The 24,787-nt window shown below is 67.0% G+C and carries 20 protein-coding genes and 1 pseudogene; 14 read left to right on the top strand and 7 right to left on the bottom strand.

All coding sequences use genetic code 11. The features are described 5' to 3' along the window. Positions 1-129 precede the first annotated feature (129 nt). The 4 genes from ACQR0W_RS13020 to ACQR0W_RS13005 all read right to left on the bottom strand — a co-directional run bounded on the left by ACQR0W_RS13020 (position 130) and on the right by ACQR0W_RS13005 (position 6,887). The gene (locus ACQR0W_RS13020; RefSeq protein WP_315713578.1) at positions 130-2,463 is read right to left on the bottom strand and encodes an acetamidase/formamidase family protein; all 2,334 of its coding nucleotides are present in this window, start codon (positions 2,461-2,463) and stop codon (positions 130-132) included. A gap of 282 nt (positions 2,464-2,745) precedes the next feature. Continuing rightward, complete coding sequence (locus ACQR0W_RS13015) at positions 2,746-3,987, bottom strand: acetamidase/formamidase family protein (RefSeq protein WP_316165851.1); 1,242 nt, start codon at positions 3,985-3,987, stop codon at positions 2,746-2,748. A gap of 58 nt (positions 3,988-4,045) precedes the next feature. Beyond that, positions 4,046-5,686 carry an amino acid ABC transporter permease/ATP-binding protein gene (locus ACQR0W_RS13010; protein ID WP_316165852.1) on the bottom strand — a complete coding sequence of 547 codons (1,641 nt, stop codon included), beginning with the start codon at positions 5,684-5,686 and terminating at the stop codon, positions 4,046-4,048. 310 nt (positions 5,687-5,996) lie between these two features. Continuing rightward, positions 5,997-6,887, bottom strand: coding sequence for an ABC transporter substrate-binding protein (locus tag ACQR0W_RS13005; protein ID WP_315713575.1), 891 nt, complete (start codon positions 6,885-6,887; stop codon positions 5,997-5,999). A 454-nt stretch (positions 6,888-7,341) separates the two neighbouring features. Between ACQR0W_RS13005 and ACQR0W_RS13000 the strand changes: the two genes are divergently transcribed. The 6 genes from ACQR0W_RS13000 to ACQR0W_RS12975 all read left to right on the top strand — a co-directional run bounded on the left by ACQR0W_RS13000 (position 7,342) and on the right by ACQR0W_RS12975 (position 14,043). Beyond that, the gene (locus ACQR0W_RS13000) at positions 7,342-8,166 is read left to right on the top strand and encodes an ABC transporter permease (protein ID WP_316171636.1); all 825 of its coding nucleotides are present in this window, start codon (positions 7,342-7,344) and stop codon (positions 8,164-8,166) included. Next, positions 8,166-9,230, top strand: coding sequence for an ABC transporter ATP-binding protein (locus ACQR0W_RS12995; RefSeq protein ID WP_316171635.1), 1,065 nt, complete (start codon positions 8,166-8,168; stop codon positions 9,228-9,230). Before ACQR0W_RS13000 ends, ACQR0W_RS12995 begins: the two co-directional genes overlap by 1 nt. Before the next feature lie 28 nt (positions 9,231-9,258). After that, a complete protein-coding gene (locus ACQR0W_RS12990) occupies positions 9,259-10,290 on the top strand; it encodes an ABC transporter substrate-binding protein (protein ID WP_315825354.1) in 1,032 nt (343 codons plus the stop codon). Positions 10,291-10,371: 81 nt separating this feature from the next. Further along, on the top strand, positions 10,372-11,202 hold the full coding sequence (locus tag ACQR0W_RS12985; protein WP_315825353.1) for an ABC transporter permease: 831 nt from the start codon (positions 10,372-10,374) through the stop codon (positions 11,200-11,202). 229 nt (positions 11,203-11,431) lie between these two features. Next, positions 11,432-13,036: an amidohydrolase family protein gene (locus ACQR0W_RS12980; RefSeq protein ID WP_410051831.1), complete on the top strand. Its 1,605-nt coding sequence runs from the start codon at positions 11,432-11,434 to the stop codon at positions 13,034-13,036. Further along, positions 13,033-14,043 carry a CobW family GTP-binding protein gene (locus tag ACQR0W_RS12975; protein WP_316171633.1) on the top strand — a complete coding sequence of 337 codons (1,011 nt, stop codon included), beginning with the start codon at positions 13,033-13,035 and terminating at the stop codon, positions 14,041-14,043. Before ACQR0W_RS12980 ends, ACQR0W_RS12975 begins: the two co-directional genes overlap by 4 nt. A gap of 191 nt (positions 14,044-14,234) precedes the next feature. Here the strand turns inward: ACQR0W_RS12975 and ACQR0W_RS12970 are convergent, their stop codons facing one another. Continuing rightward, positions 14,235-15,056: an IclR family transcriptional regulator gene (locus ACQR0W_RS12970; RefSeq protein WP_316171632.1), complete on the bottom strand. Its 822-nt coding sequence runs from the start codon at positions 15,054-15,056 to the stop codon at positions 14,235-14,237. Between the two features lie 176 nt (positions 15,057-15,232). Here ACQR0W_RS12970 and ACQR0W_RS12965 point away from each other — a divergent pair, with 176 nt between their 5' ends. From ACQR0W_RS12965 to ACQR0W_RS12935, 7 genes are read left to right on the top strand one after another with little or no spacing between them, the layout of a single operon-like run. Next, positions 15,233-16,288, top strand: a complete 1,056-nt coding sequence (locus ACQR0W_RS12965) for an ABC transporter ATP-binding protein (protein WP_316171631.1) — start codon at positions 15,233-15,235, stop codon at positions 16,286-16,288. Beyond that, complete coding sequence (locus tag ACQR0W_RS12960; protein WP_316171630.1) at positions 16,285-17,139, top strand: ABC transporter permease; 855 nt, start codon at positions 16,285-16,287, stop codon at positions 17,137-17,139. Before ACQR0W_RS12965 ends, ACQR0W_RS12960 begins: the two co-directional genes overlap by 4 nt. 5 nt (positions 17,140-17,144) lie before the next feature. Further along, positions 17,145-17,939 carry an ABC transporter permease gene (locus tag ACQR0W_RS12955; protein ID WP_316171629.1) on the top strand — a complete coding sequence of 265 codons (795 nt, stop codon included), beginning with the start codon at positions 17,145-17,147 and terminating at the stop codon, positions 17,937-17,939. A 4-nt stretch (positions 17,940-17,943) separates the two neighbouring features. Continuing rightward, positions 17,944-18,237 (top strand): (2Fe-2S)-binding protein, encoded by a 294-nt coding sequence (locus ACQR0W_RS12950; protein ID WP_316171628.1) that lies wholly within the window; start codon positions 17,944-17,946, stop codon positions 18,235-18,237. Continuing rightward, positions 18,230-19,624 carry an NAD(P)/FAD-dependent oxidoreductase gene (locus ACQR0W_RS12945; protein WP_316171627.1) on the top strand — a complete coding sequence of 465 codons (1,395 nt, stop codon included), beginning with the start codon at positions 18,230-18,232 and terminating at the stop codon, positions 19,622-19,624. Before ACQR0W_RS12950 ends, ACQR0W_RS12945 begins: the two co-directional genes overlap by 8 nt. After that, positions 19,608-20,780, top strand: coding sequence for an NAD(P)/FAD-dependent oxidoreductase (locus ACQR0W_RS12940; protein WP_316171626.1), 1,173 nt, complete (start codon positions 19,608-19,610; stop codon positions 20,778-20,780). The genes ACQR0W_RS12945 and ACQR0W_RS12940 overlap by 17 nt, the downstream gene beginning before the upstream one ends. Further along, positions 20,777-21,823, top strand: coding sequence for an ABC transporter substrate-binding protein (locus ACQR0W_RS12935; protein WP_316171625.1), 1,047 nt, complete (start codon positions 20,777-20,779; stop codon positions 21,821-21,823). The genes ACQR0W_RS12940 and ACQR0W_RS12935 overlap by 4 nt, the downstream gene beginning before the upstream one ends. Before the next feature lie 322 nt (positions 21,824-22,145). On the opposite strand, the gene ACQR0W_RS12930 is transcribed toward ACQR0W_RS12935, so the two are convergent. Continuing rightward, a complete protein-coding gene (locus tag ACQR0W_RS12930; RefSeq protein ID WP_316171624.1) occupies positions 22,146-22,868 on the bottom strand; it encodes a pyridoxamine 5'-phosphate oxidase family protein in 723 nt (240 codons plus the stop codon). Positions 22,869-22,932: 64 nt separating this feature from the next. Between ACQR0W_RS12930 and ACQR0W_RS12925 the strand changes: the two genes are divergently transcribed. Continuing rightward, positions 22,933-24,381, top strand: a complete 1,449-nt coding sequence (locus tag ACQR0W_RS12925; protein WP_316171623.1) for a PLP-dependent aminotransferase family protein — start codon at positions 22,933-22,935, stop codon at positions 24,379-24,381. 221 nt (positions 24,382-24,602) lie between these two features. Here the strand turns inward: ACQR0W_RS12925 and ACQR0W_RS12920 are convergent. After that, positions 24,603-24,787: pseudogene (locus tag ACQR0W_RS12920) on the bottom strand (hypothetical protein); the annotation flags it as partial.

The following is a 24,787-nucleotide window of genomic DNA, read 5'->3' as shown; positions in this document are numbered from 1 at the left end:
AAGCGACGAAGCAATCCAGGGCCGAGCGTGACGCCCTGGATTGCTTCCGCCTTCGCTCTTCGAGCTTCGGCGGACAAGTCGCTTCGCTCGCAATGACGGAATTCCGGGACGCAGCGATTGGATCGAGAGTCAGCCCGCATCCTCGAACAGCCGCTTGCTCAGGATCGCGTGCACGCCCCAATTGCCGTCGACGACCTGCGTGACGCCGAAGTCCACCGCCGCCGACATCAGCGCGACCGCCTCGTCCTCGCTGAGGCCTTTGATGTGCATCAGGAAGCGGCGCATCTTGCGGAAGGCATCCTTCATCGCGAGGTCGAGCGAGGAGGTCGCGTAGACCTCGCTTTGGCCTTGCGCGCCGAACTCGGCGAGATAGTTCGGGTGGCTGAAGCCGGTCAGCACCCAGTCGGTCGCGGTCTCGATCAGCGGGTAAGAGAGATCGGCGAACGGCTGCCCCGCGAGCTGCGCCTTCTTGTGCAGGATGACCTGAAACGTGCCAGTCATCGAGCATTCAATCGCCGTGCCGCCGAGCTCGCCGTCGCCTTGCGTGGCGTGGGGGTCGCCGACCGACAGCAGCGCGCCGGGAACCGCGACGGGGAGATACACGGTCGCGCCCTTGCCCAGCCGCCAATTGTCAAGATTGCCGCCGAAATAGGACGGCGGAATCGAATCGACGAAGTCGACCTCGCGCGGCGCCACCGCGATCACGCCGAAATGCGGCCGCAGCGGAATGCGGATGTTGTCGAGCACGCCGTGGCGGCGCTTGATGCTGCCGGGCGCCACCGGCACACCGGGATAGTCGTAGGTCGCGTGGACGACTCCGGCCGGATCGGTCTGCGGCTCCCAGCGGTAGGAATAGAGCGCGCGCGCATGCGGCTCGGGATCGCCGGCAAAGATCTCGTAGATCGTCACCGCCTCGCGCGGCGCCGGTGCTGCAATCAGTTCGTTGTAGTGATAGCCCCACCACGCCGCGACGCTGGAGCCGAACACACGGCCTTCATGCGTCCTGCTCTTGCTTGGCCGCGGCACGATGTCGAGGATGCGAACTTCGAGCACGTCGCCGGGCTGCGCGTCCTTGATCGCGACCGGGCCGGTGCAGATGTGGACGCCAAAGCCTTCGCCGGCGCCGCGGCCGAACACGCTGGCGTCCATCGGACCGGCGCCGCGGCGGTCGACGTTCTTCTTGGCCTTGGTCCAGCCGAACACGCTGAGCGCAGCGGCATCGCCTGCGATCATCAGCTCGGGATCATCGGAGGCATGCTGGGTCAGCGTCTCCACCGTGATCGTGTCGCCGGATGCGATTTCGATCTGCGGCGGCAGCGAGCGGCTGAAATAGCCCCAATGCACCCGTTCGGCCGACACCGCGAGATGATGGTGATGCCGCCGCGCATCCTGGTCGTTGGCCGGCGCGGGTAGGGCGATGTCGCTCCTGGTTGACGCCGGCCTCTCGCAGACGCGCTGCTGCGCCAGCGCGTCCTGCGGCCAGCCGCGCTGGCCGCGCGGAGTCGCCGACGTGATCGCCTGCTCGGCCTTCTGCTGCCGGAACTCGCGCGGCGACAGGCCGAAGCGGGCGCGGAAGCTGCGGCTGAAATGTGCCGAATCGGCGAAGCCGTAGCGATAGGCGATCTCCGAGATCGAATGGTTGGCTTCGGCCGGATTGGACAGGTCGGTCCAGGCCCGCTGCAGCCGCCGTTCCCTCACGTAGTGACTGAAATTATCACCAGCGCCTTCGAACAATTTCTGCAGATAGCGCTCTGAGATGCCTTCGGCCTGGGCCACCCGCGCCGGCGTCAGCTCGGCATCGTCGAGCCGCCGCTCGATGGTCTGGCAGATCCGGTGAAGGATCGCGGCCTGCGTCGCGCTGCTGCCGGCCTCCGTTGCCGGCACCGCTTGTTGATGGGCGAGCGTCAGCAGCAGATCGACCAGGCTCTGTGCGACCGTGCTCCATTCGGCATCGCTGAGGGTTTCGAGCGCCCGCGCGGTGGCCTCGATGGTGCGGCAGACCACGTCGGCAAGACCGCTCGGCGCGATCACCTGGGGCCTGGCCAATTTCAGCTTGCCGCTGATGCGGCCATGCAGGGCGTCCGCCGTCACCGACAGCACGATCGCGCGCAGGTCGCGCTGGAAGGCGATCCCCCAGTCTCCCGTGCGCGGCAGCAGCATCAGATGCCCCGCGGGCACGATGCGGTGACTGTCGCCGCTCCGGAGCACGGCGCCGTCCTCGATCGCCAGCAGCACGATCGGCAGGTCTTCGTGGGGCTGCGGAACCGCAGTGACCACCTGCGCGCCGGCCGACAGCCGCGAGAGCGCGATGCCCGGCGCATGGCGATGCGAGGCGGTGGCATGGCCATCATAGAATGGCGTCTTCGCCGCGGGCTGCAGCCCGACCGCATTCAGCACGTCGCGCCACGCCTCCGGACGCTCGCCCTCGGAATAGGATTCGCTGGTGAACGGACGAAAACTCATGGCACGCCCCGGGTCCGGGAACGCGAAGCAACCCCCGTGCCAGATGAGCTTGACCGTTTGTCGTTTTGGCATCGGCGTTTCGGTGCGCGTCAGTCGTCGGCTCCTGGTGTCGTTGTCGCTGGGGCTGTCGCCGCGCGCGCGGTCTGTTCCCCTCCCCCTTGCGGGGAGGGGGTGGGGGTCCACAGCGGCGGTGTCGCTTGGGGCGCCCCCACCCCGACCCTCCCCCGCAAGCGGGGGAGGGAGCGCACCTTGCGCTGGGCGAGAGGGTGCCCGACGTCGACCTCACTCACACCGGAACACGTTCTTGCGGATCGTGCCATGCACGCCCCAATTGGCGTCCACCACCTGGGTGACGCCGAAATCGGCGCCGACCGACAACAGCGAGATCGCCTCGTCCTCGCTGAGATGATGCACCGTCATCAGGAAGCGGCGCAGCTTGCGGAAGGCGTCGCGCATGGCGCGGTCGAGGCTGGAATGGTTGGCGATCTCGGTCTGCGCATTGGCGCCGAGTTCGGCGAGATAGTTCGGATAGGTGAAGCCGTAGACCGACCAGGCGTCGTTGGTCTCGAGCAGCGGATGTGTGAGGCCTTCGAGCTGGGTGCCGCCGAGATCGTTCTTCTTGTGCAGGATGAACTCGAAGTCGCCGGTGAGCGAGGTCTCGATCGCGGTGCCGCCGAGCTCGCTGTCACCTTGCGCGGCATGAGGATCGCCGACCGAGAAATAGGCGCCGGGCACGGCGACCGGATAGTACATCCGCGCGCCCTTGCCGATGCGCCAGTCGTCGATGTTGCCGCCGGTGTAGCTCGGCGGGATCGAGGACACGTAGTCGGCTTCCGATGGCGCGAGCCCCATCGTGCCAAAATGCAGCCGCGCCGGCACCTTGATGCCCGGCATGATGTTCTCGCGCTTGCTGATCGTCGCGTGGTCGACCGGCACGCCGGGATAGTCGATGGTCGGATGCACGATGCCGTCGGGGTCGGTCTGCGGCGTCCAGACGTAGTTGTAGACCGCCCTGGCGAACGGCTCCCCCGCGGTGTCCAGCTCGAAGATGGTGACGACCTCGCGCGGCTTCGGCTCCTCGATCAGGTCGTGATAGTGAAAGCCCCAATTGGCGGCGGCGTTGGAGCCGAAGCATCTGCCGGCATGGCAGCCGCATTGGCTCGGCCGCGGCCTGATGTCGAGGATCCGCACCTCCAGCACGTCGCCGGGCTCGGCGCCTTCGATCGCGACCGGTCCGGTCAGCAGATGCACGCCGATGCCTTCGCCGGAGCCGCGGATGAACGGGCCCTCGGTCGGACCGGAGCCGCGCCGCGCCACGGCCTTGTGCTCCTTCGTCCACTCGAACACGCTCTCGGCGCCGGGATCGTCCTTGATCATGCGCTCGTAGTCATCGTTGGCGTGATGCGTCAGCGTCTCGATCGTGGCGCGGTCGCCGGAGCGCAAGGTGAGAGCCGGTGTCACCACCTTGGAAAAATATCCCCAATGGATGGTCTTCGGGGACACCGGCAGCAGATGGTGCTTCATACAAGGGCCTCATGAAAGATCGGACGCGAGATTGTTGATGTTGACGTGAAGGATGAACTCATGCGACCGCATCCTTCGGCCGCTCGGCGTCCATCACCGAGAGGAAGCGCGCAGTCAGCGGGTGACGCGGATTGGAGAGCACCTCGTGCGCCGGACCCTGCTCGAGAATGACGCCGCCGTTGAGGAAGGCGACGCGGTCGGCGACCTCGTCGGCGAAGCGGATCTGATGCGTGGAAATGATCATGGTGAGCCCATCGTCGATGGCGAGCCGGCGGATCACCTCCAACACCTCGCCCACGAGCTCGGGATCGAGCGCTGAGGTCGGCTCGTCCAGCAGCAGCACGCTCGGGTTCGGCGCCAGCGCGCGGGCAATCGCCACGCGCTGCTGCTGGCCTCCGGACAGATGGCGCGGCAGCGCATCGGCGCGATGCGACAGGCCGACGCGGTCGAGCAGCTCCGCCGCGCGGCGCTCGGCCTCGAAGCGGCCCAGGCCGTGCACCCAGCGCAAGGGACCTGCGACATTCTCCTTCGCGGTGAGATGGCCGAACAGGTTGAACTGCTGGAACACCATGCCGACGCCGACGTTGGCGCGCTCATTGGCGATCTCGCGCGGCGACAGCTTGCGGCCGGCCTCGTCAAAGCCGAGCTTGCGGCCGCCGACGCGGATCTTACCGGAATCCCAGTTCTCCAGGTGATTGATGCAGCGGAGCAGCGTGCTCTTGCCGGAGCCTGAGGGGCCGAGCAGCGCGATCACCTCGCCGATGCGCACGGTGAGATCGAGCCCGTCGAGCACGGTGTGGCCGTCATAGGCCTTGCGCAGCCCGGTGACCTCGACGGCGACATTGTTGCGGGCGACCGTCGCCGCGCGCCTGGCGCGATCCTCGATCGACAGCGCTAGCGGCGGCGTTTCTTTCAGTTCGGCGGGCTCCGGCGGCGCGGCCTCGATGGCAGGGGCTGTTTTCTCGGCGAGTTCCAGCTTCGTCGCGTGGCCGATGCGGCGCCAAGGTAGCAATAGCGCAAGGTAGTCCGCCAGCTTGCGCTGCTTCGCCGTGCGGTCGAGATCGAGCAGCCATTCCAGCGCGAGCTGGATGACGCTGATCGCGCCGGTCAGCACGAGATAGATGAGACCCGAGGCGAAGAAGATCGAGAAGAAGTCGAAGGTGGACGACGCGAGCTGCGTCGAACGCAAGGTCAATTCCTGCACCGCGATGACGGAGGCGAGCGAAGAGTTCTTCAGCGCGCTCACCGCCTCGTTGCCGAAGGCGGGGATCATGGTGCGGATCGCCTGCGGCGCGATGATGCGGCGCATCAGCACTGATGGCGTCATGCCGAGCGCCTGGCCGGCCAGGAGCTGGCCGCGATCGACGCCGAGCACGCCGGAGCGCAGCATCTCGGCGATGAACGGCGCCTCGTTGCAGGCGAGTGCGAGGCCCGCCGCCAGCACCGCCGGCAGCTTGATGCCGATATGCGGCAGCGCGTCGTAGGCGAACACCATCTGCAGGATCAGGGGTGTGCCGCGGAAGATCACGGTGTAGCCGCGTGCAATCGCCGCCAGCAGCCAGAACCGGCTGAGCTGCATCCAAGCGAGGATGAGGCCGAGGAACAGTCCTCCGACGAGGCCGAGCGCGGTGACCTGAAGGGTCAGCTCGATGCCCTGCAGCAGATACGGCATGCTGAGATAATGCAGGAAGAGGGACATCGGTTGGCAGGCCTGCTGGCTACGTAGGGTGGCAAAGGCGCGAAGCGCCGTGCCCACCGCGGTGCTTCGGAACAGCGTTGGTGGGCACGCTGCGCTTTGCCCACCCTACGAGTTTGGTCGGGTAGATGGGTCGCGCACGTTTCGCCGAGGAATTGGTGCGCTCCCTCCCCCCCTTGTGGGGGAGGGCTGGGGAGGGGGGGTACCCAGCAAAGAGTCTTCGTGTGGACCCCCACCCCCGACCCCTCCCCGCAAGGGGGAGGGGAGCGCACTGTCTCTGCGGCGACAGATCCGCCTTCAAACGGAGCGCCTGTTAGTCCGCCGTGAGAATATCCGGCTCCTTGAAGTTCGCCGGATCGAGCTGCCACTTCTTCAGCAGCTCCTGATGGATGCCTTCCTTCTGCACCTCGATCAGCGCGGCCATGACGGCGTCGCGGAACTTCGGCTTGTCCTTGGGAACGGCGATGCCGACCGAATAGGGGATGGTGACCGCGATCGCCTTTTCGAGCTTGTCCGGATAGGCCTTCACCGCCTGGTCGACCGTGTTGACGTCGTTGACATAGGTGTCGGCGCGCCCGGCCAGGATGGCTTGGATACAGTTGGCGTTGTTGTCGTAGAGCTGGATCGTCGGCTCAGGCTTTCCGGCTTCCTTGCATTTCGGCGCGAGATCCTGGATCAGCGGCACCTCGACGTAGCCGGTGTTCTCGGCCGCGGCCGCGCCGCACATCGACAGGTTGATGCCGTTGATGCCCTTCGGGTTGCCCTTGGCGACCAGCACGCCGTCGAACACCTTGGAGTAGGTGATGAAGTCGGCGGCCTTGGCGCGCTCCTTGGTGGCGTAGATGTCGGAGATGACGATGTCGGCCTGGCCGCTCGCCAAGGTCGTCAGCAGCGCGGCGAAGGTCACCGGCTTGTAGGTCAGCTTGAAGCCGAGACAGTCGCCGATGGCCTCGCCGAGATCGATGTCGAAGCCGACATATTTGCTCGGGTCTTTCGGGTCGATCGACTCATAGCCCGGCGTGTGCGGATTGATCGCGTTGACCAGCGTCTTGCCCTTCCAGTCCGGATATTTCTCCTTCAGCGCCGCGCAGCCCGCGGGCGTCGCCGCCTGCGCGTCGATGGGGGCGAGAAGTCCCGCCGCGATGATGGCGCCGAGCGCGGCAAGCCACGCCCGCCGCGCTCCAGTGAATAGCCTCGTCTGCATGTTGCCAGCTCCTTCGAACGATGATGTCGCGCTGGTCCGGCGGTGCATTGGTGCCGTCGCCCCGGTCCAAGCTCGAAGGCAAGCTTAGGTGCGGGCCTGCGCGGATGGCTTGTCCGTGGGCGCACAAAATATTGGATCGTGCCGGTGCAAGAATTGAGCACGCATTGCTCAAATCCGCGCCGTTGCGACGGACCGTCGCGCAGGCGTCAAGTCCGCCTGCTCGGTCCTCGAAGATTCCGAAAGTCGGAAATCGAGCGCGCCGGCGACGGTTTCACGTGCGCACGGTGCTAGCGCCAAGATGGCGCTGCCGCCGCATCACGCGTCAGGATCGCCGCGTCGCTGCGCCCATGCGAATGTGCATTGCGATAACTCGTGGCACAGGCTTGGCGGCAGCAGAGCTCCCGACTACGATGCCGGCGCACAAGTTGCTGATCTGTTTGTTGAGGTGTCTGCAATGCCGTTCCGTTTTACGGGACAAATGTCACTCGGCCATTTCGCAGTGCGGACGCTGATCGTCACAGCCTATGCCGTCATCTTTGCGCCCGTCGTCATGATCGTCGTGACCAGCTTCTTCGCGCAGGAGATCGTGAGCTTTCCGCCGCCGGGCCTGTCGCTGAAATGGTACGCGAACGCGCTGAGCAAGCCGGAATTTCTGCGTGGCCTCGTGACCAGCTTCCAGGTCGCGCTGCTCGCGACCGTAATCGGCGTGCCGCTCGGCACTGCGGCGGCGCTTGCCATCGTGCGCGGCGAGTTCCGCGGCCGTCAGGCGCTATCGTCGTTTCTGCTGGCCCCGCTCGCCGTGCCCGGCGTGGTCGCCGGCTCCGGTCTCTACATGTTCTACGTGCTCGCCGAGGATCTGCTCGACCGCGACATCAAGGCAACGACGGAAGGGCTCGTCGCGGCGCATACGCTGCTGGCGATTCCGTGGACGGTGCGGCTCGTGGTCGCCAGCCTGCAGGGGCTCGACCGTGCCGCCGAGGAGGCCGCCGCCAATCTCGGCGCCAGCCCGTTCACGGTGTTCCGCCGTATCACCCTGCCGATGATGCGCTCCGGCATCGTCGCCGCGGCGATGTTCTCCTTCATCCAGAGCTTCGAGAATCTCGATCTGTCGATGCTGCTGGTCGGTCCCGGCCGGATCACCTTGCCGGTTGCGATGCTGAACTACCTCGAATTCCGCATCGATCCGACGCTCGCCGCGGTCGCCACTGTGCAGATCGCGCTGGTTGGCATTCTGATGGTGGTGACCGACCGCTTCGTCAAGCTGTCGCGGGTGGTGTGATGGCGCAGCTCACCCTGGAGAAGCTGACCAAGCGCTTCGGGACGTCGATCGGCGTGGAGGGGCTCGATCTCGCCGTCGGCGAGGGCGAGCTGGTCGCGCTGCTCGGACCCTCCGGCTGCGGTAAGACGACCACCTTGCGCATGGTCGCGGGCTTCCTGCCGCCCACGAGCGGCCGCGTGCTGTTCGACCGCGAGGACGTGACGCATCTGCCGGCCTACAAGCGTGCGACCGGCATGGTGTTCCAGTCCTACGCGCTGTTTCCGCACATGAGCGCAGCCGACAATGTCGGCTTTGGTCTGGAGATGCGCGGCATCGGTGCCGCCGAGCGCAAGACGAAGATCGAGGAGGCGCTCAGGCTGGTGCGGCTGTCGCATCTCGCCGACCGGCTGCCGCGGCAATTGTCGGGCGGGCAGCAGCAGCGCGTCGCGCTGGCACGGGCGCTGGTGATCAATCCGCGCATCTTCCTGCTCGACGAGCCCCTGTCCAACCTCGATGCCAAGCTGCGCGCCGAGGTGCGGCTCGAGATCCGCGCGCTGCAGCAGCGGCTCGGCCTGACCACCTTGATGGTGACGCATGACCGCGAGGAGGCGCTGACCATGGCCGATCGCCTCGTGGTCATGGAGGGCGGCCGCGTGCGCCAGATCGGCACACCGCAGGAGCTGTATGATTCGCCCAGGGATGCCTTCGTCGCCGACTTCGTCGGCCGTTGCAACATCCTGGCCGGCCGGCGTGCGGACGCCAATAACTTCCGTACCAGCGCCGGCCTGCTGTTGCCGGTCGATGTCGCCAGCGGCGAGCGCGACGATGCCGATGCTTTCGCGCTGCGGCCTGAACGCATTGCAGTGGTGGCCGGTGAGTCCGGCGAGGTGCGCGGCCGCGTGCTGGCGATCACCTATATGGGCGCGCAGAGCGAATATGTGGTGGCGATCGGCGACGAGACGCTGGTGGCCGTCAGGCCAACGCCCGACGCGAGCGAGCCGCTGGCAACACTCAAACCGAACGATCCCGTGTCCCTGCAGTGGGACCGCAAGGTCCCGCGTCTCGTGCCGCAGACATCTTCGTAACGCACCATCCACAGCGAGAGGTTCTCCCATGATTTCGCGACGACATTTTCTCTCCGCCAGCGCCGGCGTCGCCGCGCTGGCCTCCGGCATGCCCACTGCCCGCGCCGAAGGCGGACAGGTCGTGGTCGGCACCTGGGGCGGCGACTACGGCCAGTTGCTCTCCGACATCATCGATAAGCCGATCATGACGCCGAAGGGGTTCGAGATCGTGCAGGACGTCGCCAACGCCGATCCGCGCAAGACCAAGCTGCTGGCCGAGCGACAGAGTCGCCGCGGCTCGATGGACGTGTCGTGCCTGTCCGACAACGATACCTACATCGTGTCGCAGTCGGACGTGTTCGAAAAGGTCGATGCAGCCCAGGTGAAGCGGCTCGACAAGGTGTTCCCGGAGCTCAAGAGCGACATCGCGATCCCGCACATCTATTCGGCGCAGGTCATCCTCTACAACACCAACCAGGTGAAGACGCCGCCGCAATCCTTCGCCGATCTGTGGGATCCGAAATGGCGCGGCCGCATCGGTCTCGCCGACATCCTCTATCCCAACAACACGCTGGCTGCGGCGCTCGCCGGCGGCGGCGGCGTCAGCAATCTCGATCCGGCCGAGAAGAAGCTGATGGAATGGCGCTCGCTCGACGTGAAGATCTATCCGTCGAACGAGGCGCTGGCGGCGGCGCTGAAGTCGGAGGAGGTCTGGATCACTACGATGTGGCTTGCCCGCGGCTTCATGTGGAAGAAGTCCGGCATTCCGCTCGCCCATGTCGTGCCGAAGGAAGGCACGCCGGCGATCGTGTTCCAGGCCGCGGTGCCGAAGAACGCCAAGAACAAGGCCGGCGGTTTCGCCTATCTCGACGCGATGCTGGACGCCAAGGCGCAAGGCGGCTTCGCCGACAAGATGGGCTATGTCCCGACGGTCACCGATGCGCCGCTGCCGGAGGATCTCGCCAAGCAGGTCAGCCTGACCGAGGCCGAGCGCGCGCGGCTGCTGAAGCCGGACTATGCCTATGCCGCCGGGCGCTCGCAGCGTACGCTCGACTTCTGGAACAAGGAGTTCAAGGCGTAAGTCTTGAATGATGCGCTCCTGCGGCGAGGCCGCAGGAGCCGTGGCTGAACAGCCGACACTTTCGCAATCGGAGCTCGCGCGATGGCGCTGCTGGTCGTTCCTGCCTGTCTGCTGGTCCTGGCGCTGCTGGTCGGGCCGATGATCCTGATGTTCCGGATCTCGCTCAACCAGTTCAGCCCGACCCAGTTGATGATGCAGGCGCTGTCGCCGGACAACTACGTCAAGGCCGCGACCGATCCGTACTACCAGCAGATCATCCTGGCCACGCTGGGCATCGCGCTGCTGTGTACCTTGCTCACGCTGATTCTCGCCTTTCCGGCGGCCTATTGGCTCGGCCGCATGGAGAGCCGCTGGAAGAGCCTGGTCGTCATCGCGACCCTGTTTCCGCTGCTGGTCGGCAATGTCGTGCGCTCGGCCGGCTGGATGGCGCTGTTCGCGCGCGACGGGCTCGTCAACACGGTTCTGATGAAGCTCGGCCTGATCTCCGCGCCGCTGGAGATCATGTACACGACCAAGGCGGTCATCATCGGCATCATCGCCGTCGTGCTGCCCTACATGATCCTGACGCTGTCCGCGGTCATCGAGAGCATCCCCCGCGACCTCGAATATGCCGCCGCCAATCTCGGCGCCTCAGGCGCGCGCGTGTTCTGGCGGGTGATCCTGCCGCTGTCGGGTCCCGGCGTCGCCGCCGGCTCGATCCTGGTGTTCGTTTTGTGCATGAACACCTATGCAACGGCGGTGCTTCTCGGCGGCCCGCGATTCAAGATGATGGCGCCTGCCGTGTACGACCAGTTCGTGCGCGGCAACAACTGGCCGATGGGCGCCGCCCTCGCCTTCATGCTGCTGGCGGTGACCATGGCCTTCACGGTGTTCGGCAGCGTGGCGTTCGCGCGGAAGTACAGGGCGGGGTGACGGTAGACGCCGTCATTGCGAGAAGCGCAGCGACGAAGCAATCCAGACTTGCTTCCTGGCCCTGGATTGCTTTGCTCCGCTCGCAATGACGGGAAGACGATGCGTAGGGTGGGCAAAGGCGCGCAGCGCTGTGCCCACCATCTTGGAAGAAAGCAGACGCATGGTGGGCACGCTGCGCTTTGCCCACCCTACGGTCTCAAATGGAGGACACGCCGTCGTGACGGAACAGATGCTCCCTGGCGATGAGCTCGCCTTCATCCGGAACAAGGGCGCGGCGCCGATCGTGCCGAAGGCGACGACGCGGGATCGCGGGATCGGGCCGTTCAAGCGGCTGGCGCTGCGCAGCGCCACTGTCATCGACGGCACCGGGGCGCCGCCGATCGGGCCGGTCGACATCATCGTCGAGAACGGCCGCATCGTCAGCATCAAGAAGATCGTCGGCTATGGCTATGCCGGCACCCCCGGCGAGCCGGCCGATCACGAGATCGACTGTCGCGGAAAATGGGTGACGCCGGGCTTCGTCGACTGCCACGCCCATGCCGGCGTTGCCTATCACTCCGCCAATGGCTGGGTGCCGCCGGTCGACTACGTCTACAAGCTCTGGCTGGCGCATGGCGTCACCACGGTGCGCGAGATGGGCTCGATGAACGGGCTGTCCTGGATGCTCGACCAGAAAGAGCGCGCCGAGAACAACACGATCGCCGCGCCGCGGCTGCTCGCCTATGCCTATTTCCCGGCCGTCAACGACATGGTCAAGACGATCTACACGCCGGAGCAGGGGCGCACCTGGCTGCGTCAGGTCAAGGAGCGCGGCGCCGACGGCATCAAGTTCTTCGGCGCGCCGCCCGCGATCATGGAAGCCGCGCTCGACGAGTGCAAACAGATCGGCCTGCGCACCGGCTGCCATCACGCCCAGATGGCGGTGTCGCGCATGAACGCGCTGACCACGGCGCGCTGGGGCCTGACCAGCGCTGAACATTACTACGGCCTGCCGGAGGCGCTGTTCGAGGATCGCGTGATCCAGAACTTCCCGCTCGACTACAACTACACCGATGAATATTTCCGCTTCTCGGTCTCGGGGCAGATGTTCAAGCAGGGCGCCGAGCCCGGCTCGGCCAAGTGGAACGAGGTGCTGGAGCAGTTCCTGGAGATCGGTTTCACCTTCGTGCCGACCTTTACGATCTACGACGCCAACCGCGACCTGATGCGGGCGCGCCAGGCCTATTGGCACAAGGAGTACACTTGGAAGTCGATGTGGGACTACTTCACGCCGCAGCGCGGCGGCCACGGCTCGTACTGGTATCGCTGGTCGACCCAGAACGAGATCGAGTGGAAGGAGAACTACCGGCTCTGGATGGCGTTCATCAACGAGTACAAGAACCGCGGCGGCCGTGTCTGCACCGGATCGGATTCCGGCTTCATCTACCAGATCTTCGGCTTCGGCTATGTCCGCGAGCTCGAGTTGCTGCAGGAGGCCGGCTTCCATCCGCTGGAGGTGATCCGCTCGGCGACATCGCAGGGCGCAGCACTCTGCGGCCTGCAGGACGAGATCGGCACCATCGACATCGGCATGCGCGCCGACATGCTGGTCCACGACCACAATCCGCTGACCGATTTCAAGCTGCTCTACGGCACCGGCGCGATGCGCTTCAACGATGCGACCAATGCAGTCGAGTGGCATCGCGGCCTGAAATTCACGATCAAGGACGGCATCATCTACGACACCGAGGAGCTGCTCGCCGACGTCCGTGAGCTGGTCAAGGCGAGCTGGGAGAGCGACGTGCCGGAGAAATACGCCGCCAAGGATAAAGACAAGGACGCCGCGGCGCCATGAGCGTCGGCATCATCGACTTCTTCGTCCTGACCGGCTTCCTCGGATCGGGCAAGACGACGCTGCTCCGCGATGTGCTGAGCGCGGAGACGGCGTCCGACACGGCCGTGATCGTCAACGAGGCCGGCGAGGTCGGGCTCGATGGCGTGCTGCTGCGCGAGAGCGGCGATGACGTGCCGCTGGCGATGCTGTCGAACGGCTGCGTCTGCTGCCAGGTCGGCAGCGATCTCGCCTTCACCATCGACCGCCTGATCATGGCGCCGCGGCCCGCCGGCCTGCCGCCGTTGCGCCGGATCATCCTGGAGACCTCGGGCCTGTCGATGCCAGGACCGGTGCTGCGCCAGCTCGCGACCTTGGCCGAGCACCGCATGCGCGTCGTCGTCGTCGCGACCTACGATCTCACGCGCGGCCTGGACGTCGCGACGTTCGAGGAGGCCGCGGCCCAATGGGCCGCGGCACATCGGATCATTGCAACCAAGGCGGATCTTGCGCCGGAGGGGCTGACCGATGCGCCGGTGGTGATCGCGCAGCTCAATCCAGTCGCGAAGGCCGTCGCCAACGCGGATCGCGCCGCTGTGGTGTCGGCGGCCTTTGCGCCGCTTACGGCGTCCCCGCCGCTGCGCGACGTCGCGCCTGATCTCGCCGCCGCGCATCCGCGCCTCGCGCTCTGCCTGGTCCGGCCGCGCCATGAGATCGGCTATGCCGATCTCGCCAGTTGGCTGGACAACGTCGCGGGTCGGCTCGGCGAGCGCCTTCTGCGCATCAAGGGGCTCGTCAAGGTGCAGGAAGCACCGCGCCCATTGCTGGTCGAAAGCGTCGGCACGGTGTTCTCGCCGCCACGCCAACTGACCGTCGACAAGCCCCCAGCGCCCTTCATCGTCGTGATCGCGCGCGACATTGCCCGCGATGAGCTCGAACAGGTCGAGCCGATGGGGTTGTTCACGTTCTCCTGGCGGGAGCCCGAGCGCGGAGCAGCGAGGGGCGGCATCCGCGCGGAGTGGGTGACCTAGGCGGTTGTCTCGGTTGGACAGCACGAGAGGACTTGGCGTCATTCCGGGGCAATCGTGCACACGTGACGGCGTGTGCGCGATTGAACTCGGAATCTCGAGATTGTTGGAAACGAACGCAAGGCAACGTCGGGATTCCGGGTTCAAGGCCTGCGGCCTTGCCCCGGAATGACGGTGGTCGTGATGGAGAAGGACTAATTCCCCCCGATCGTGCTCAAGCTCCGTGATGGATAGCGCAAAGCCACGTCGAACGGGTTGAGCTTGCCGGCCAGCACCTGCGCCTCGCCCTGCAGGATCTTGACCACATGCGGCAGCCGGTCCGCGTTCAGCCGCTCCGCCAGCGTGCCCACGCTGAGCGCCGCCACCGCGTTGCCCCGCGCGTCGAGCACGGGCACGCCGACGCCGGCCATGCCGGGAATGAGGCCGGTGCTGGTGTTGACCCAGCCTTGCGCGCGCGCCTGCGCCAGCGCACTGCGCAGCGAGGCCTCGTCGAGGAAGCCGCGATCGAGCAGGCGCGGGATGTTGAAGCGGATCACGGCCTCCTGCTCGTCCTCGGGCAGGTTGGCGAGAATCGCGAGGCTGCCCTGGCCAAGCCCGAGCGGCACCTTGCCGCCGATGTCGCCGGTGAAGGAGCGGATCGGAAACGGTCCTTCGACGCGGTCGAGGCAGACCGCATCGAAGCCGTTGCGCACCAGCAGGAAGATCGTGTCGCTCAAGGTCGCCGACAGCCGCAGCAGCGCCGGCCGCGCCGCCTCGCGCAGGCCGCTGGCTTGGCCGGCGCGTGCGGCGAGCACGTAGAAGTCGAGCGCCAGGCGATAGCGCTTGCCGGCCGCCTGTTCGGCGAAACCCTCCGCGGCGAGATCCTGCAGCATGCGGTGCGCGGTCGGCTGGCTGCAGCCCGCGGTCTCCGCGATGTCCTTCAGCCGCAGCCCGTCGGGGTCGCCCTCGGCGAGGATGCGGAGCAGCTTCAGGGCCCGGCGAAGGCTGGAGGACGAATCGGTGTCGGCTGTCGTCATCTGATCGGTGAATGTTGGCGTCGAATTCGTCACATGGATTTCATATAGCAGAATATCAGATAGATAAATTCAGGATATCGGAATTCATGATTGACCGTCTGCGTGGCCCGCCGGCATGAAAGAGCCCCAGGGCGGCAATCCCGGGCGATGACAGGAAGCCTCCCGCGCGAGGACGCATGGGTTTCCTGACGCTGGACGGTTTGACGAAGCTCTACGGCGATGTCGCTGCGGTCAGCGACGTCAATCTCAGCGTCGCCAAGGGCGAGTTCATCTCGCTGCTCGGCCCCTCCGGCTGCGGCAAGACCACGACGCTGCAGATGATCGCCGGCCTGGTCGAGCCGACGTCGGGGCGCATCACGCTCGACGGTCGCGACATCACCCACGAGAAGCCCGATCGCCGCGGCCTCGGCATCGTCTTCCAGAGCTATGCGCTGTTTCCGCACATGACGGTGGCGCAGAACGTCGCCTTCGGACTCGAAATGCGCAAGGTGATCAGGGCCGAGCGCGAGGCGCGCGTCAAACAGGCGCTGGCGCTGGTGCAACTCGCCGCGCTCGCCGACCGCTATCCACGCCAGCTCTCCGGCGGGCAGCGTCAGCGCGTCGCGGTGGCGCGCGCGCTCGTGATCGATCCGCCGGTGCTGCTGCTCGACGAGCCGCTGTCCAATCTCGACGCCAAGCTGCGCGAGGAGATGCAGTTCGAGCTGCGCGGCATCCAGCAGCGCGTCGGCACCACCACGATCATGGTGACGCACGACCAGAGCGAGGCGCTGTCGATGAGCGATCGCGTGGTGGTGATGGAGCAGGGCCGCATCATGCAGGTCGACGCGCCCTATCGGCTCTACGAAAATCCGGCGACGCCGTTCATCTCCTCCTTCGTCGGCAAGATGAACCGGCTGTCCGGCGTGTGGCGCAACGGGGGCGTCGAGATCGGCCGGCGCCTGCTGCCGTGCGAGGGGGCTGACCTCACTGACGGCACGGCCGCCGTGCTCGCGATCCGGCCGGAGAAGATCGGCCTGACCGCTCCCGGCGCCGGCGTGCTCGACGGCCGCATCAGAGCGCGCTTTTTCCTCGGCAGCACCTGGTTCTTCACCGTGGAGACGCCCGCCGGATTGATCGGCGTCGCCCTGCCCAATGCGGGCGAGGAGCCGGCGTGCGAGGGCGATCAGGTCGGTCTCGCCTGGAGCAGCGCCAGCGCACGCGCGTCGAAGCCCGACGGAGCGCAGTCGGCATGAGCGGCACGCGCGCGACGACACCATGGCTGCTGGCGGCGCCGGGCGCGCTGCTGTTCACCGCATTGGTGGTCGTGCCGCTCGGGCTCACCCTGGCGCTGTCGTTCCACGTCTATGACGCCGCGACCGGCGTCAAGGACGAGACCACGCTGGCGCACTACATCGGCATCCTCTCCGACGGCTACTTTCTCAATATCTTCTGGCGCACGCTGCGGCTCGCCGCGCTGACCACGCTGATCTGCGCCGTGATCGGCGCGCCCGAGGCCTACATCCTGGCGCGCATGCGCGAGCCCTGGCGCTCGGCGTTCCTGCTCGCGATCATCGGCCCGCTGCTGGTTTCGGTCGTGGTGCGCGCCTTTGGCTGGAGCATGCTGCTCGGCCCCACGGGCCTCGTCAACGAGGCCTTCCGTGCGCTCGGGCTCGGCACGGTCAGGATCCTCTACACCGAGACGGCCATCGTCATCGCGCTCGTCCATGTGATGCTGCCGTTCATGGTCATCCCGGTCTGGACCTCGCTGCAGAAGCTCGATCCGATGGTCGAGGCCGCCGCCTGGACGCTCGGCGCCTCGCGCTTCACGGCGCTGCGCCGCGTGGTGCTGCCGCAGGTGACGATGGGGCTGCTGTCGGGCAGCCTGGTGGTGTTCGGACTGTCGGCCTCGGCCTTTGCGATCCCAGCGCTGCTCGGCGGCCGGCGGCTGAAGATGGCGGCGACGCTGGTCTATGACGAATACATGCACGAGCTGAACTGGCCGCTGGGGGCCGCCATCGCGATCCTGGTGTTGGTCACGAACCTCGTGCTCATGCTCGCCTATCAGCGCGTCGTCGAGGCGCGCGCCAGGCGGATGTTGGGGTGAGCGGCATGCGCCACAACGGTCCGATCGCCCTGGTCTTTCATGCGCTCGTCACTGGCTTCGTGCTGGCGCCGCTCATCGTGATCTGCCTCGTCGCGTTCACGCCGGCCAACACGTTGACATTGCCGACCACGCAGGTCTCGCTGCGCTGGTTCACAGCCGTGTTCGCGCATCCGGATTTCGTCGCCTCCTTCCTCAACAGCCTGTGGGTTGCGGCAACAGCCGCGACGATCGCGGTCGTGCTCGCGGTCGCCGCCGGCCTCGCGCTCGACCGCTACGACTTCCGCGGCCGCGCGGCGCTGAACGCGCTGTTCCTGTCGCCCCTGATGATCCCGCATCTCGTGCTCGGCGTTGCGCTGCTGCGGCTGTTCGCGCTGCTCGGCGCCACCGGCAGCCTGCTGTGGCTGACCGCAGGTCACGTTGTCGTCGTCACGCCTTATGTGCTCCGCTTGGTTCTGGCCGCCCTGTCCGGCCTCGACCGCAGCGCCGAGCAGGCGGCGGTGACCCTGGGCGCTTCCAGCTGGATCGTGTTCCGCCGCATCACCGTGCCGATGATCCTGCCCGGCATCACCGGCGGCTGGCTGCTCGCCTTCATCAACTCCTTCGACGAGCTCACGATGTCGATCTTCATCACCTCGCCCGCCACGATCACCCTGCCGGTGCGCATGTACATGTACGCGACCGAATCGATCGATCCGATGATGGCCGCCGTATCGGCGCTGATGATCGCGGTGACGGCGGCGGCGATGCTGCTGCTCGACCGCATCTTCGGCCTCGACAAGATCCTCGTGGGCCAAGGCTGATACCATGCCGTTGCTGCATCGCCTCGTCCGCAACGACAGCGCCGTCATCTCCTTCACGATCGATGGCGTGCCCTGCGACGGCCGCGCCGGCGACACCGTGCTGACGGCCATGCTCTGCCAGGTCGACCGGCTTCGCTACAGCGAGTTTTCCGCCGCGCCACGGGCCGGCTTCTGCCAGATGGGCGCGTGCCAGGACTGCTGGGTGCAGCTCGCGAGCGGTGAGCAGCTGCGCGCCTGCACGACGCCGCTTACCGAAGGCATGGACATCATCACACGACGAGGGCGCGGCCATGGCTGAGCGCGCATCGCCCCTGATCGTCGGCGCCGGCCCGGCCGGCATCCGCGCCGCGATGACATTGGTCGCGGCCGGCCTGCGGCCGATCGTGGTCGATGAAGGCCACGCCTGCGGCGGCCAGATCTATCGCCAGCCGCTGAGTCCCGACGGCCGCGATGCCACGGCGCGCTACGGCTCGGAGGCTTCGAAGGCCGCGCGGCTGCATCACGACTTTGCGGCGCTCGGCACCGCAATCGACTATCAGTCGAACACGCTGCTGTGGAATCTGCGCGACGGCGCGGCCGCCATTCTCCGCGACGGCATCAGCCATCGCATCAATTATGATGGACTCATCCTCGCGACCGGGGCGACCGATCGCGTGCTGCCGATCCCCGGCTGGACCCTGCCGGGCGTGTTTACGCTCGGCGGCGCGCAGATCGCGCTGAAGGCGCAGGGCTGTGCGATCGGCCGGCGCGTGGTGTTCGCTGGCTCCGGCCCGCTGCTCTATCTGGTCGCCTGGCAATACATGAAGGCCGGCGTCGACGTTGCCGCCGTGCTCGACGCGGCGCCCTTGTCTGCGAAGCTCAATCTGCTGCGCGCGTTGCCGCTCGCGCCGGGCATCGTGCTGCGTGGGTTGCGCATGGCGGTGGAGTTGACGCTGCGCGGCACGCGCGTGCGGTTCGGCGTCTCCCGGCTCCGGATCGAGGGCAAGGGCAGGGTGGCGCGCATCGTCTATCGGGCTGGCGGGCGCGAACACGCGATCGCCTGCGACGGCGTCGGCTACGGCCTCGGTCTGCGCTCGGAGACTCAGGCTGCTGATCTCGCCGGCTGCGCCTTTGGCTTCGATGCGCGCGACCGCGCGCATCGTCCGGTTCGCGACTCCGGTGGCCGCAGCAGCATCGCGGGCGTGTACCTCGCCGGCGACGGCGCCCGCATCGCCGGCGCCGATGCCGCGGAAGCCGCCGGCGAGCGGGCCGCGCTGGCATTGTTGGAGGATCGTGGCCTGCCGCATGATTCGATGCGCGCTACCGCCCTCGAACATGCGCTGGCGCGGATCGACCGGCTGCGCGATGGGCTCGAAGCCGCCTTTCCCTATCCATCGCATTGGGCGGGCGACATCGCCGATGACACGCTGCTGTGCCGCTGCGAGGAGATCGATGCCGGCGAGGCGCGGCGCGCGATCAGGGATTTCTCGCTCACCGAGATCAATCGTCTGAAGGCGGTGACGCGCATCGGCATGGGCCGCTGCCAGGGCCGCATGTGCGGCGCGGCCGCCGCGGAGCTCTTGGCTGCGCAGACGCGCCGCGACATAGGCGCCGTCGGCCGGCTGCGCGCGCAGGCGCCGATCAAGCCGATCCCGGTGGCCGTGAGTCTGTCCCTCGACGAGAGGCAGCATGACCCGGCGCATTGACTGCGATGTCGCGATCGTCGGCGGCGGGCTGGTCGGCAGCTCCGCCGCGCTGGCGCTGCGCGGCATGGGCTTCTCCGTCACGCTGCTCGACAAGGGCTTCTGCGGCGCTCAGGCGAGCGGCGTGAACTATGGCGGCGTGCGCCGCCAGGGCCGCCCGCCCGAGCAACTGCCGCTGTCGCAGCGCGCGCATGCAATCTGGCCGCGGCTCGCGCAGCTCATCGGCATCGACGGCGAGTTCCTGCGCTCCGGCCATCTCAAGCTGGCGCGCTCGCCTGCGGACATGGCGAGCCTGGAGCGCTACGCCGTCGAGGTCGCGCCGTTCGGGCTCGCTCTCGAGCTGATTGGCCACAATCAACTGCACGAGCGCTTCGGCATCGCGGGCGGCGTCGTGGGCGGCTCATTCTGTCCCGGCGACGGCCACGCCAATCCCCGGCTGGTCGCCGTCGCCTTCGCCGCAGCGGCGCGTCGCGCCGGCGCCGAGGTGCTGGAGAACACGGAGGTCACGGGCGCCACCAGGACATTCGAGGGCTTCGTGATCGAGGCCGGCGACGTTGCCATCAGAACGCGTACCGTGATCAACAGCGCCGGCGCCTGGGCCGACGGCTTGGCGCGCGCGTTCGACGAGCCCGTGCCGCTGGAGCGCACCTATCCGTCGATGATCGTAACCGAGCCGCTCGATTTATTTCTCGGCGTCAACATCGGCATCGAGGGCGGCGGCATCTACGCGCGACAGGTCACGCGCGGCAACGTCGTGGTCGGCGGCGAGCGCGCCGCGCCGCTCGCCGATCCCGACTATTCGCGCCCGCGCAGCGACGGCGTGCTCGCCATCATGCAGCGCGCGAGCGAGCTGTTCGGCCCGCTGCGCCATGCCCAGGCGATCCGGTTCTGGAGCGGCACCGAGGCGACGATGCCCGACCGCAATCCGGTGATCGGGCCGAGCGCGACGACGCCGGGACTGATTCACGCCTTCGGCTTCTCCGGCGCCGGCTTCCAGATCGCGCCAGGGGTCGGCGAGGTGCTGGCCGAGCTGGTGCGCGACGGCGAGACCTCGACGCCGATCGCGGCCTTCGCCATCAGCCGTTTCTCACCCGCATCGCAGCCGGGCGATGCCTCTCAAGCAGCAATGACGACAGGATCGAAGGAGACCTCGCCATGATCGATGCTCGCGCCGCGCTCGGCTCAGCCTTTGCACTCATCCTCGCTGTATCGGCCGCGCATGCGGAAACCAAGACGCTTTATGTCGGCATGAACGGCGGCAATTTCGAGCGCACCTATACGCAGGCGGTGTTTCCGGACTTCGAGAAGGCCAACGACGTCAAGATCGTCGTCGTGCCCGGCACCTCGTCGGAGATCCTCGCCAAGGCGATCGCGGCGAAGGACAAGCCGCAGATGCACGTGATGTTTCTCGACGACGGCGTGATGATCCGCGCCGCCGGCCTTGGTCTGTGCGAGAAGCTGAAGCCGAGCGAGGCGCTCGGCCAGCTCGAGCCGTTCGCGCGACTCAAGGACGACATCGCCGCTGGCATCGACATCGGCATGACCGGCCTTGCCTACAACAAAAAGCTGTTCGACGAGAAAGGCTGGGCGGCGCCGACCTCCTGGCTCGATCTCGCCGATCCCAAGTTCAAGGACAAGGTCGTTTTCCAGTCGGCCTCGGTCTCGACCTTCGGCCTGCACGCCTTCCTGATGGTCAACCGCATCAACGGCGGCAGCGAGGCCAATGTCGAGCCGGGCTTCAAGGCGTTTCCCGACACGATCGGCAAGAACGTGCTCGAATACATTCCGAACTCGGCCAAGATCTCCGAGATGGTGCAGACCGGCGAGGCAGCGATCTTCCCGCTGACGCCGACCGCCGTGTCGACCTTGAAGGAGAAGGGCATCGCTGTCGAATACGCGCAGCCGAAGGAAGGCTCGGTCGTGCTGATGGTCGCCGAATGCGTCATCGCCAACAACTCCGAATCCGAGCTGGCGCAGAAGCTCGCCGCCTATCTGCTGTCGCCGGAAGCGCAGGCCAAGGCGCTGGCCGCCGGCAACATCGTGCCGTCCAACACCACCGCGAAAGCCACAACGCCGGCGGCCGAGCAGAAGCTCGCGACCTTCCACGGCTACATGAAGAGCGCGATCACGCTCGACTGGGACGTCATCAACGCCAGGCGCCCGGAATGGAATACGCGCTGGAACAGGATGATCGAGCGGTAGGCAGGCTTCGTTCCGTCGTCATTGCGAGCGAAGCGATCAGACCTTTCATGCGGCCCTGGATCGCTTCGCTGGCGCTCGCGATGACGGCCGGGGAGCCAGCGCGTTTGCAGTTCCATCGTCATACCCCGCCAAAGCGGGGTATCCAGTCCGCCGCTGCTCTCGATGCCATCACAGCCGTCTCGGCGTACCGGATCGCCCGGTCGAGCCGGGCGATGACGGAAAGTGGCGCTACGCCTGCTCCGATTGTCATTGCGAGGAGCGTAGCGACGAGGCGATCCAGGGTTGCGCAAGGCACCCTCGGATCGCGTGGTAGCTACGCGCATTACCCCGCCGGATAGCTCGTCGCATACGCCTCCGTCAGCGCCTCATCGAGCCGCCGTCCAGCGCTGAAACCTGACAGCGTCGCGGGACGGGTGATGCCCGGCAGCAACCGGCCATCGGGCTCCGGCGGCCCGATCAGGGTGTGCACAGGAATGCGCTCGGCATAGATCGGCAGCGCGTAGTCCTCCTCATCGTCGATGACGCCCGCGGCGCGGATCTTCGCCGATGCCTTTTCGATCTCCATGGTCACGACCGACGTGGCCTTGAGCTCCTGCTCCGTGGTCGGGCGCAGGCTCGCCGTGCGGCCGGGAAACAGCCGATCGACCATCATCACCAGCGCTCGCTCCTTCTCCGCCGGATCCTCGATCAGCCGGGCATGGCCAAACGCCATCACCGAGCGATAGTCGGCCGAGTGATGGAAGGCGCTGCGCGCCAGCACCAGGCCGTCGAGATGGGTCACGGTGAGACAGGCCGGCTGTCCCTCGGACAGGCTGCGCAACATGCGGCTGGCGCTCGACCCATGCCAATACAGCGTCGTTGCCTCGCGCCAATACAGCGTCGGCGTGCAATAGGGCTGGCCGTCGATGACATAGGAGACGTGGCACAGCGTTGCGGAGTCGAGCAGGGCATGGACGGTCGCATGATCGTAGTGGGCGCGCTGATGCCGCCGCTTGACCCGGTTGGTGTCGTCGACGGGATAGCTCGGCATCTGTTGTTCGGACATCGTCAGTCTCCTGTTTCCGTCGACGTCATGCCATGGCAAAGTGGTTGCCGGGAGTTCCACTTCGATGCGAAAGCAGCCAACCACTTCGCGGCGCCGCGACGACGTGCTGGCGCTGCCGATCCACCTCGACCGCACCATCCGCAGCCAGTCGCAGCAGGTGCACGGCGCGCTGCGCACCGGCATCGTCGATGGCCTGCTCGCGCCCGGCCTTCGTCTGCCTTCGACGCGCGGGCTCGCCGAGCAGCTCGGCGTCCGCCGCAATGCGATCGTCACAGCCTATGAGGCGCTGCTGTCGGACGGCCTGGTCGAGGCGCGCCACGGCGCCGGCACCTATGTCGCGGCACGGCTGCCCGCACCGCAGGTCGCCGCACCAGTTGCTGAGCTGGACATCCGCATTCCGCCGCGCCGGCCGTTCGCGCTCGGCTGCACGCTGGTCGATCCCGTGCTCTTGCGGCGACTCGCCGCGGCCAGCCGGCGCCGCATCGCCCACGCCGCGCCGGATGAGCTCGGCTATGGCGATCCGCGCGGCAGCCTGCATCTGCGCAGCCAGGTCGCGCGCTACCTTGCCGCCAATCGCGGCGTACGCTGCGACCCAAGCTGCATTCTCATCGTGAGCGGCACCCAGCATGGCCTGCGGCTATGCATCGACGCGTTGCTTGCGCCGGGCGATCCCGTCTGGTTCGAGGATCCGGGCTATGTCGCCTCGCGCCATACGTTGAGCACGACCGGCGCGAAGCTGGTCCCGGTGCCCGTCGATGATGAAGGAATCATAGTGAGCTCGGGCGAGGCGGCGTACATGGCGGCCAAGGCCGCCTACGTGACGCCATCGCATCAGTTTCCGACCGGCGTTGCGATGAGCATGGCGCGGCGCATCGCGCTGCTCGACTGGGCGCGCAGGGCGGACGCCTACATCTTCGAGGACGACTACGACAGCGAGTACCGCTTTGCCGGCCCTCCGCTGACGGCGCTGGCCGGAATCGGCGGCGAGCGCGTGATCTATCTCGGCACCTTCGGCAAGACGCTGTTCGCGGGACTGCGGCTTGGCTACCTCGTGGTGCCGCCGGCGCTGGTCGCGCGGGTGGTCGCGGCGCGCGCGGCGCAGGACCGGTTTCCGCCGGCCTTCATGCAGGACGCGCTGGCCGACCTGATGGCCGACGGCGTGCTCGCAGCCCACATGCGGCGGCTGCGCCCGCGCTATCGCCAGGCGCGCGATGTCGTCGCCGAGGCGCTCGCCAAGCACGGCAAAGGCAGCCTGCAACTGGCCGCGCCGTCGCAAGGACTGCATCTGCTGGCGACCTTGCCGCCGGCAGCGCCGAAGGGCACGGCGAAACTGATCCGCGACCGGGCCGGCATCGAATGCCGGCTGCTGTCGGATGCGCGGATCGTGCAGCGCGGGCCCGACGGTTTCATCCTGGGCTATTCGGGCTTTGCAGCGAAGGATCTCGCCGATGCCGCCAGGCGGCTCGGGCGCGCCACCCAGGACATCCTGGGCGCGGCGGCGCGCCGCCGCTGAGCATCATCGATGCCGCGAGTGTGGCCGAGCCGGCACGTCGGGCAAATCAGCAGGGCTATGAGCTTCCGGGAATCTACACAGAGGCTCCGCTTGCGTGTCGCGCGCAACGCGCCGGTCTGGATTTTGTTCAGTTCGTTCAACGCGCTCTTGACGACCGATCGCGCGCCTGCATTTTTCTCTTTCGTTTTTTCGAAAATCGTGCTTTGGTAGCGCATCCCGCCTCACCGCAGAGGGGCGTAGCGCGCGATCGTCACGACACGCGAGGTGGGGATGCGATGGCCGCGCTGTTGCCGCAGCATGCTTGTCCAGCGTGCGGACGAACGGCGATGCGCGGACGTGAAGTCGCAGCGTCCTGATACCCCGATGCTGGTATCACGCGCAGTGCGCGCAAGCGCATTGTCGCAAT

It is taken from the genome of Bradyrhizobium sp. HKCCYLRH1034 (assembly GCF_051168375.1).
Lineage (GTDB): Bacteria > Pseudomonadota > Alphaproteobacteria > Rhizobiales > Xanthobacteraceae > Bradyrhizobium.
Note: the sequence above shows the minus strand (reverse complement) of the source record. Positions and strands in the feature narration are given on the sequence as shown.